Annotated in this window: 10 protein-coding genes; 3 read left to right on the top strand and 7 right to left on the bottom strand. The window is 66.0% G+C overall.

All coding sequences use genetic code 11. The annotated features are described in order from the left end of the window. Positions 1-12: 12 nt before the first annotated feature. The 3 genes from D7W79_RS07980 to D7W79_RS07970 are packed head-to-tail and all read right to left on the bottom strand — an operon-like array spanning position 13 to position 2,566. Positions 13-693 carry an RNA ligase family protein gene (locus D7W79_RS07980; RefSeq protein WP_120524740.1) on the bottom strand — a complete coding sequence of 227 codons (681 nt, stop codon included), beginning with the start codon at positions 691-693 and terminating at the stop codon, positions 13-15. Further along, positions 693-1,217 carry a hypothetical protein gene (locus D7W79_RS07975; RefSeq protein WP_120524739.1) on the bottom strand — a complete coding sequence of 175 codons (525 nt, stop codon included), beginning with the start codon at positions 1,215-1,217 and terminating at the stop codon, positions 693-695. Before D7W79_RS07975 ends, D7W79_RS07980 begins: the two co-directional genes overlap by 1 nt. Then, a complete protein-coding gene (locus D7W79_RS07970; RefSeq protein ID WP_120524738.1) occupies positions 1,217-2,566 on the bottom strand; it encodes an AAA family ATPase in 1,350 nt (449 codons plus the stop codon). Before D7W79_RS07970 ends, D7W79_RS07975 begins: the two co-directional genes overlap by 1 nt. A gap of 231 nt (positions 2,567-2,797) precedes the next feature. Here D7W79_RS07970 and D7W79_RS07965 point away from each other — a divergent pair, with 231 nt between their 5' ends. Together D7W79_RS07965 and D7W79_RS07960 are read left to right on the top strand one after the other, a co-directional pair. Continuing rightward, complete coding sequence (locus D7W79_RS07965) at positions 2,798-3,208, top strand: hypothetical protein (protein ID WP_158616912.1); 411 nt, start codon at positions 2,798-2,800, stop codon at positions 3,206-3,208. A 16-nt stretch (positions 3,209-3,224) separates the two neighbouring features. Beyond that, entirely contained in the window at positions 3,225-3,533 is a 309-nt protein-coding gene (locus tag D7W79_RS07960; RefSeq protein WP_208729667.1) for a hypothetical protein, read from the top strand. Positions 3,534-3,565: 32 nt separating this feature from the next. Here the strand turns inward: D7W79_RS07960 and D7W79_RS07955 are convergent, their stop codons facing one another. Together D7W79_RS07955 and D7W79_RS07950 are read right to left on the bottom strand one after the other, a co-directional pair. Continuing rightward, positions 3,566-3,937, bottom strand: a complete 372-nt coding sequence (locus tag D7W79_RS07955; protein ID WP_120524735.1) for a response regulator — start codon at positions 3,935-3,937, stop codon at positions 3,566-3,568. A gap of 19 nt (positions 3,938-3,956) precedes the next feature. Continuing rightward, entirely contained in the window at positions 3,957-5,327 is a 1,371-nt protein-coding gene (locus tag D7W79_RS07950) for an MEDS domain-containing protein (RefSeq protein ID WP_158616911.1), read from the bottom strand. A gap of 215 nt (positions 5,328-5,542) precedes the next feature. Here D7W79_RS07950 and D7W79_RS07945 point away from each other — a divergent pair, with 215 nt between their 5' ends. Next, positions 5,543-6,601 (top strand): esterase/lipase family protein, encoded by a 1,059-nt coding sequence (locus D7W79_RS07945; RefSeq protein ID WP_120524733.1) that lies wholly within the window; start codon positions 5,543-5,545, stop codon positions 6,599-6,601. A gap of 403 nt (positions 6,602-7,004) precedes the next feature. On the opposite strand, the gene D7W79_RS07940 is transcribed toward D7W79_RS07945, so the two are convergent. Both D7W79_RS07940 and D7W79_RS07935 read right to left on the bottom strand, forming a co-directional pair. Next, a complete protein-coding gene (locus tag D7W79_RS07940) occupies positions 7,005-7,442 on the bottom strand; it encodes a serine O-acetyltransferase (RefSeq protein WP_120524732.1) in 438 nt (145 codons plus the stop codon). Then, positions 7,424-8,617: a GNAT family N-acetyltransferase gene (locus D7W79_RS07935; protein ID WP_208729666.1), complete on the bottom strand. Its 1,194-nt coding sequence runs from the start codon at positions 8,615-8,617 to the stop codon at positions 7,424-7,426. Before D7W79_RS07935 ends, D7W79_RS07940 begins: the two co-directional genes overlap by 19 nt. Positions 8,618-8,628: the final 11 nt, after the last annotated feature.

Below are 8,628 nucleotides of genomic sequence, written 5' to 3'. Positions count from 1 at the left end.
GCCCCCACCCTGTCAGCGCCCCGCCAGGGCGTTTCGCTCCAGGGGGCGCGAGGACCAGTGCTCCTCAATGGCCTGGACGAATTCGGGACGGACGATCTTCGCGCGCGCGAGCAGGAAGTCCCCCTCGTCACGGCGGAGGTAGAGGCCCTCCATGGGCGCGTGGGTGAGGCTGGAGGGGCCAAGCAGGTTCACCACGTCGTCCACCGTGAGACGCCCGCGCGTGACAGTGGGGACGGCCGCGAGGCCGAGCGAGGTCACGAGGGCGTCTCGTCTCCGGGAGGACCAGAAGCGCCGGGCCTGCTTATCGTAGACGTCGAAGGCGAGGAACCAGTCCGGCAAGGCGTCGTAGCGCACGCTGTGGACCGCGAAGCACCATTCGCCAAAGAGCATCAGGTGTGGGCCCAGCGTCTCAACGATCTGCTGGCGCCGTGTCTCCAGCCAGGGCCACAGCGGCTGGAACTGGGGGGATGCTCGGGGACCGAGGTAGGCCCCGCGGTTCTGGGCGCGCAGTTCGCCGTCAGGGCCTACGGAGATGCCCAGGTTCGCCCCGTCGATCTTCTCCTCGATGAGGACCTCGCCATCGAGGAACTCTCGCGCCTCGGGGGGAGAGAGCACCTTGTCATGGCGCACTGGCCTGGAGGACAGCCAGGTGAGATGCGGCGTGTGGGGGAATTTGAAGAAGTCGTCAGCCATCACTTCCCAACCTGACGCTCGTGGAGTTCCTCGATGTCCCTTGGGCATAGAAAGTGGATGCGGATCCCGCAGCGCTCGAACTCTCTTCGTAGCCCCCACCACTTGCTGTCCGTTGCCTGGAGGATGGGCGGTCGAGCCTCGTGGGCACAGCTTGCCGCGACGAACTTGCGGTCCGCCGGATCGAAGCCGGCAAGCGCCCCGTCACGGGGAAACTCCTCGAAGTCGCGAGGATCATCCGGATGTGGCGTCAGCGAGACCCGGACGCAGCGAGCCGGATTGGCTTGGTTGGTCAGGACCCACCTGAGGAAGCGATCTCCCACGCCTGGCTGGCCGGTGGGAGACAGCTTGTGTTTGTACTCGTTGATGATGCTCCATTTGTCATCAAGAACGATGCATCCGCTTTGAGTCACTGCGTTGATCGCCTGGACACATGCATGAACGCATGCGGAGCTGACCGTGTTCGCCTTGTTGGCGGTGAGCGGCACGTTGGTGTCGACGACGCATAGCGCGGGAGACGCGTTCATTATGGGTCCCCCTCCTGCTGGCGTTTCATCGCGGCCTCGGTCATCGCCACGAGGTCGCCCATGTCGTCGCCGAAGAAGTCTTTCGGCCAGTTGGTGATGTTTCCGTATTCGTCGAGCTTCAGCTTCTCGATGCGCGAGCCGTCAGGGCCGGGTGAGCAGAAGTAGAGCGCTGTCTCCTCTGGCAGGAGCTTCCCTTCAGCGATACGCCGTTGGATCCGGCGCAAGACGTGCTCGGAGTGGCTCTCGATGAGCAGCTGTATGTTCCGGGGCTGCCCATCCTCGCTGGCGTGAATCGCATCGATGAAGACGTCCGCGAGCTCGGTCTGTGCTTTGGGATGAAGGTGGAGTTCGGGCTGCTCAAAGAGCAGTGTGGAACCGGGCTCGGTGTAGAAACACTGAAGCAATACAGGCATGACCTGGGACACACCGAACCCAACGTCCGGCAGGCGAACCGCCATCGGGCTGCCGGGTGTGCGAACGAAGACTTCATATTCTTTTCGATGGGGCGCAATGGGCCGCACCTCGAAGGAGTCCAGCAGTCCCATGCTGACAAGCCTTTCCGCGATCAGCTGCGCAAAAGGGCGAGCAGGGTGGTCCTCCACCTGGATTGAGCGCTCATTCGCAGCCAGAAGTGCTGCAACCGCGAGGCTGCCGTCATCACCTACACTTTCAGGGGCCTCACCTGACCAAAGATAGGTTCGATGCGGAGGTTGTCGTAGTGGCCCCAGATACTGGATTGCGTCCAGTTGGTCTTCGAGTTCGAGCGCAAGGCTGTCCAGGTCGCCGAGGAATTTGTAGTGGGCTTCGGCTTCATGGGGGAACCCATAGAAATGAATGGGGGCTGAAAGCGCCTCCCTTGCGGTTCCTTGTCTGGCGAGCTCAACGTTCTCCAGAAACAATTCGTACCCTGGTCCATGCGTGCGCCTGGTCATGCCGATGCCCTGCGTGGACTGGAGAGTCCTCAACCTGTAGATGAGTTGCTTGACCTCGATCCTGGTGGACTGGGTGTCTTCGTGGCCAATCAAGGCCTCGAAGGAGACTGTGTCCACCGCTCCTTTCTCCTGCGTCCTCACGCCCCACTCCATGTTGAAGCGGAGGATCGCGGCAGGATCTTGGCGAAAGAGTATTTCCGGAAAGGTCCCCATATCGACAGGAGTGTTTTCGTCGCCCAGGTTGAGCACCCGCTTCCGGTCTCTCGACTGCGCAGTCTGCTGCAACAGGAGGAGGAACTGCTGGAGACTCGTCTTCCCCGAGCTGTTCGTCCCGAAGAACATCGTAAGGGGGGCGAGCTGGATGTCGCCCGTGTCCTTCCACGCCTTGAAGTTCTGGAGGTGCAGCTTCTTGAGCATGCCGCCCGTTCTACCTCAGTCCTCCTTCCGTTTCGTGCGGAGCGTGGACGCGTCCATCCGCGCCAGTGAACTTCACTTCCTAGTCCCTTTGAATGGCGCAGCAGTTCCTGGACGGCTCATCCCCTGTGGGATGCGGCATGTAGGCAGGGCTGACGACCGAAGGGCAGGGGAGCAGCAGGGGGGCCCGGTCGGTTACCCTGCTCAGGATGCTTGGGGGTCCAGCTTCAGGCCTTGGACGTCCAATTGGCCGCAGAGGGAACGATGACCCATTTTCTTAACATCGACCTGGAGCTTCGCGGCACCGCCGGTGTTCGTGAGCTGATCCAGGCGTTGGAACCGTCCATGCTCGTCCTCCGGATGACGGACACCGAGGCCAGCCTGGAGCACCGGGAGCAGCCGCAGTCTGTGGAAGAGGGACTGCACTGGCTGGCGCAGGTGGTCGAGAGCCTTCCAGCGGATGCTCGAAGGCAGTGGGATGCATGCGAGACCCGGACGATGGACGTGGGGATCCAGGCCGAACCGCAGCAGGTTGCGGCGCTGTTTTCAGTCTCGCGCGATGCCATGGCCGCGCTGCTGCGCATTGGGGCGGAGCTGCTGTTCACGGTCTACGCCCCCTGCACTGACCGGCTTGCTACACCCTGATGCCAAGGCTGCGATGATGAACTTCCCTGAGCTTGAGGTGATTGACGACCTGGTCGCGGAGGATTGGTGGGCTTACGTGACAGCCAAGGGGGAGGAGCGGGTGACCCGGGTGTCCATCGGGCGGCCGCGTACTGCTCCCGAAGCCATGGGCGGAGGTTGGTACTGCCCCATCAAAATTGACGACTTCACCCACAAGGTTCTCTGCTTGGGTGGAGTTGGGCCCGTGGATGCGTTGGCAAACGCCATGAGGATTGCGAAAGCGTTCGAGGACAGCGTTGGAGGTGTATCCCCCGGAGCGAAGCAGCCGACGGGCGAGAGGTTTTGACCCGGTGACGCACTTCCCGGGCCTGATTGGCTTCAGGCCCTGGGGGCGCAGTGCTCCTGGATCGCGGCGAGCAGGGCGTCCAGCAGGAGGGGCTTCTTGAAGACCCCCGCGACGCCCAGGCTCCGGACGCGGTCGCCCAGGTGGCCCGCGCTCAGGATGAAGACGGGGATGTGGCTCAGCGCCGGGTCCTCGCGCTGGACCTCGCGGAACGCGTAGCCGTCCATCACCGGCATCATCAGGTCCAGCAGGATGAGCGAGGGCGCCACGTTCGCGCGGAGATAGCGCAGGGCCTCGGCGCCGTTCGCCGCCGTGACCACGGTGTAGCCCTCGTCCACGAGGAGTTCGCTCAGGGCGTCAGCGATGGCCGCGTCATCGTCGACCAGCAGGAGGGTGTGGGACGGCACGTGCCAGCTTCCCGGGGACCTACGCGCTTCGCCGGGACGGGAGTTCGACCTGGAAGGTCGTTCCTTGTCCCGGCTTGCTGGTCAGCTTGATGCTCCCGCCGTGCGCGTCCACGATGCTCCGGACGATCCACAGCCCCAGCCCGAAACCTCCGGCGTGGGACTTCGGCGACAGCTGCACGAACCGCTCGAAGACGCGCTGTTGTGCTTCCTCGGGGATGCCCGGTCCGCCGTCGCGGACGACCAGCGTCGCGCGGTCCTCGCTGGAGCGCACCTCCAGCTCCACGACGGTCCCGGGGGCGTACTTGATGGCGTTGGACAGCAGGTTCGTCACCACCTGCTCCAGCCGCATCCGGTCCCAGTGGCCGACGGCGGGCTGATCCGCGCGCAGGCGCAGCTCGCAGGCGGCGCGCTGGAGCCCCTCCGCGAAGACCTCGCCCACGCTCCTCGCCACCTCCGCGAGGTCCACCTCCTCCGCCTCGATGGGCAGCGGATCCTCCGACGCGGAGGCGCGCGAGACGTCGAGCATCTTGTTGATGAGGTTCTCCAGCCGCCCGCACTGCTCCTTGGCCTTGAGGAGCTTGGGCGTCGCGTGGTCGACCGACAGCGTGCCCCGCTGGTTGGCGCGCAGCAGGCTCTCCACGTAGAGCTGGAGCGAGGTGATGGGCGTCTTCAGCTCGTGCGACGCGACGGAGAGGAACTCCTCGCGCATGTGGAGCGCGTGCTGGAGCTCCGCCGTCCGGTCCTGCACGCGCTGCTCGAGCTCCGCGTTGAGCTTGTGCAGCTCCGCCTTCGCGCTCCGCAGCGGCGCGCTTTCAATCAGCTCCCATTCGCCCGCCTGACGGATGAGCGCGAACTGGTGGTTGCGGACCACGTCGAGCACGTCCCGGGGGCCGCACCGGCTCAAGCAGTAGCTGCACAGCCCGATGATGTTGTGGCTCTTGAAGGTGTCGGTGACGCGCGCTTCGTACTCGACGAAGTCGGACCAGTCCTGACGCTCCAGCCAGTAGGTGTTCCCCGTCAGCCGCAGCCCCGCGTAGCCCTGCGCGAGCGCCCGTCCGTGCCGGTCCACCCAGCCCTGGAGCACCTCGTCCGCGCTCTTGCCGCCGGACTTCATGTACCAGTCGTGGTGGTCGATGATCTCGATCTGCCCCCGGCTCATCCGCTGATCCAGGTCCGGCACGGCGTTGCGCAGCATCGTCCGGGCGTCCGTGGCACCGAAGGGCTCGGACGTGACCCACAGGCAGTGCTCGTTGTTCTCCAGGCCCGCCTTGAAGTACGGGACCAGCGAGTCCACGAGGTCCTCCCGGTCGCCGTAGAACTGGCAGAAGTGGGAGCCCCAGGGCAGGTCCCCCACCGCGGGAATTCCACTCGGACGCAGGGGGATGGTCATGGGCCTTGGTACCTTGGGCATGGGGCCCCAACAACACCGCTGCGGCCCGAATTCGTTCAACGTTGGACCGTACACTTGTTGCAATGCGTCATGGCTCCGAGGTTCTCGGCTTCTCACGGTCTTGGAACAGGGGACGCAACTCCCGGCGCCATTTACCGACAATGTAGGCAAGCCTCCCTGCTGCACTGCTCGGCTCCCCCTCCCGAGGTCCCCCCATGGTCCAGGTCACGCGTCCTTCCAGCCTCACGCCGTCCACGCAGACACGGGTCGCTCCGGAGGCCCCTGCCCGGGCCAAGGGCGCGCAGGGCTACAACGCCGTGGTGAAGGGCGACCGCTTCACGTCGGCCACTCCGGCGGGCTCGCAGCAGGTCAATGCCCTGCGCCTGCCCATCCCGTGGCCTGGCAAGGGCGAGGCGGACAAGATCGGCTGGATCCAGAAGGCGTATCCGCCCGCGAAGGACTCCACGGCCGAGTTCATGAAGCTCAACCAGGCGGTGCGCGCGGGCCAGAACGTGATGCCCCCCGAGGCCAAGAACTGCGTGTTCCTGGCCGTGGGCGGACTGCTCTCCGAGGCGGCGCCCAAGCAGATCTACTTCGACAAGAACCTGGACGCGCTGGAGGCCCAGGGCCTCCAGGTGGGCCGGGTGCCCGTGGACACGGACATGGGCGTGGAGCACAACGCGGCCATTGTCCGTCAGGCGGTGCTGGAGGCCTCCAAGAACGGCAAGCAGGTGGTGCTGATTGGCCACAGCAAGGGTGGCCTGGACTCCGCGGCGGCGCTGTCGATGTACCCGGAGCTCAAGGAGCACGTGCGCGCGCTGGTGACCATCCAGTCGCCGTACGGCGGCTCGCCCATGGCGCAGGACCTGCTGGACAACCCGCTGGTGCGCTACGGCGTGGGCGGCGCGGTCGAGGCCCTGGGCGGCAGCATCCAGGCCGGTGAGGACCTGACGTACGACTCGCGCAAGGAGTTCCTGAAGAAGCACCCGATGCCCGCGGGCATCCCCGCCGTGTGCATGGCCTCCACCACCGCGAACCCGACGTCTCCGCTGTTCGCCATGGAGGAGTACATGCAGCAGCGCTACGGCGTGAAGTCGGACGGCCTGGTGCTGCCTCAGGACGCGTTCATCCCCGGCTCCAAGTCCGTGACCCTGTCCGGCCTGGATCACCTGGACTCGACCGGGACGACGCTGAACCCGTTCAAGCCCTACCAGCCCGAGGACCTGACCCTCTCGCTGGTCGCGATGGCGCTGAACATGCCCAAGGGCAGCTGAGCGTCACGGTCCTGTGGGAGGCGCCTGTCGCCATCCGTGAGTGCTGGAGGAATACGTGGCCGCTCCCAGATGGCGAGTGATTTCGGTGCCTGTCGCCATGCTCCTGGGAGCGCTGGGCACTTGGCTGACAACAGGCTCATACGGAGAATGCGAAATCGACCAGGATTGTCGTGGCGGTGGCCAGTACTGCATGGGCTGGCCAGTGGGACCATTGCCGCAAACCAAGCCATCCTGGGCTCGCTTCAAGGCCTATCGGAGTTGTGAGACCTTGTGCTCGCCTGGCGCGGTGCCGTGTCCTGACGGCCTTGCGTGTGTCAGCTCAGCACATGGTGAGCCAAGCATCTGCATGCCGTAGCGGACGCAGGGTCAGTGATGGGTAGTGCCTGCTTCAAAGCAGGGCTGCTCACGTCCCCGTGGGCGGCGCCTGTCGCTTCAGCTCGCGCGCGGGAATTCCCGCCACGGTGGACCCAGGCGCCACGTCCTCCATCACGAGGGCGTTGGCGCCAATCTTCGCTCCGTCTCCAATGGTCACCGGGCCCAATATCTGCGCGCCCACCCCGATGTAGACGTCGCGGCCGACTCGCGGCACGCCGGCCACTCCGGGCAGGGGCTCCAGGCTCACGTTCTGGGAGATGAAGCTCCGCTCTCCAATCTCCACGCCCGGCGCGATGATGACGCCGATGCCTCCGTAGCCCAGCTCCACCGTCGGGTGCAGCGCGGCCTTCGTGTCCACGTGACTGTTGTGGATGCGGTCGCCCACCGTGGCCACCACGCTCGCGAGCCTTGGGAGCGCCTGGAGCCGCTTCGCGGCCCTATAAAACGTCAGCGCCGTCGGACCCATCTGCCCACCATCCTTTTCGCTACCGGCGCCCAGCGGAACTTCGACCGCTGCAACGTCTGTCCCATCCAGGTGTCCCGGTAGATGAACAGCCAGTGGTGCTGCCGCACCTGCTCCGTCCACTCGCGCTTGTAGGGGGCGTCGTCCCCCAGCAAGTCCAGCTCGCTCAAACCCCTCTCAATGCAGTCCTGGACCAGGCTCTCCGTCAACAGGTGCCCCGGGCTCACTTCCGCCAACGTCTCGTCGTAGCCGGGCTTCATCGCCAGATATCGGCCGCCGTACTCCAGCCCGTACTGGAAGGCGATGGGCCGCCCGTCCAACCGCAGGAAGTACAATCCCAGCCAGCCGCGCTCCGCCGCCGTGCGCGCCAGCCCCGTGTAGAAGCCGCGCCGGTGATCCGCCTGCGCGATCGCCGTGCCTTCCTGTGCCTTCCAGCCGCTCTGTTCCAACGCGAAGGCCTCCTCCAACTTCGACCCCAGGCCCTCGACTCCGGCCACGCGCTCCACCTCCACGCGGCCCTTCTCCTCCAGCCGCCTGCGCCTGCGCCGGAGCGGCTTCGCGTTGCTGCGTCCCTTCGTCCACGCCGCCACCGTGGAGGGCAGCACCAGGTAAGGCGAGCGTGCGCTCGGCCACGCGCCCCAGGGCATTCCCGCGCCCTTCGCCGCGTGCACCAGCTCCCACGCCGCGCCGCCTTCCGGCACGTCCGACAGCCGGAGCACCTCCCAGCTGGGGTCGCCCATCAGGTGCGACAGGAAGGCCACCGCGGCGCGCTTCGGCTCCTCCGCGACGAGGTCGAAGCGGCAGGAGTGCTTGTTCGTCAGCGACGACAGCTGGCGCACCGGCACTCCGTACTGGTGGCCCTGCTCCTCCTTGAGGCCCAGCACCGCCACCAGCGTGCCCAGCGCGTTCCTCGCCGTGAGGATGCGCAGGGCCGCTCCTGGCGCGAAGTGCTCCAGCCAGCAGCGCACGAACTCGTGCCGGTAGAACACCTGGTCGTCCACGCGCTTCACCAGCGCGTTCCACTCGGCCTCCAGTGCGTCGAAGGCCGGAAGGCTCCGGACCTCCTGCACGCACAGGGGCTCCACGCGCCCGCGCGGCGCGGGCTCCACCGCGTTCAAGCGGGGCAGGGAAGGGACGCGCTCCCCGAGCATCGCGTCCGTGATGGGAATCTCCTCCATGTACGTCTCTC

The organism is Corallococcus exercitus (genome assembly GCF_003611585.1).
Classification (GTDB): domain Bacteria; phylum Myxococcota; class Myxococcia; order Myxococcales; family Myxococcaceae; genus Corallococcus; species Corallococcus exercitus.
Note: the sequence above shows the minus strand (reverse complement) of the source record. Positions and strands in the feature narration are given on the sequence as shown.

Bases quoted from the DNA above. Each gene is read 5' to 3' on its own strand.
- D7W79_RS07980 (WP_120524740.1), bottom strand. From the start codon at position 693: ATGGCTGACGACTTCTTCAAATTCCCCCACACGCCGCATCTCACCTGG.
- D7W79_RS07975 (WP_120524739.1), bottom strand. From the start codon at position 1,217: ATGAACGCGTCTCCCGCGCTATGCGTCGTCGACACCAACGTGCCGCTC.
- D7W79_RS07970 (WP_120524738.1), bottom strand. From the start codon at position 2,566: ATGCTCAAGAAGCTGCACCTCCAGAACTTCAAGGCGTGGAAGGACACG.
- D7W79_RS07960 (WP_208729667.1), top strand. From the start codon at position 3,225: ATGAACTTCCCTGAGCTTGAGGTGATTGACGACCTGGTCGCGGAGGAT.
- D7W79_RS07950 (WP_158616911.1), bottom strand. From the start codon at position 5,327: ATGACCATCCCCCTGCGTCCGAGTGGAATTCCCGCGGTGGGGGACCTG.
- D7W79_RS07945 (WP_120524733.1), top strand. From the start codon at position 5,543: ATGGTCCAGGTCACGCGTCCTTCCAGCCTCACGCCGTCCACGCAGACA.
- D7W79_RS07940 (WP_120524732.1), bottom strand. From the start codon at position 7,442: ATGGGTCCGACGGCGCTGACGTTTTATAGGGCCGCGAAGCGGCTCCAG.
- D7W79_RS07935 (WP_208729666.1), bottom strand. From the start codon at position 8,617: ATGGAGGAGATTCCCATCACGGACGCGATGCTCGGGGAGCGCGTCCCT.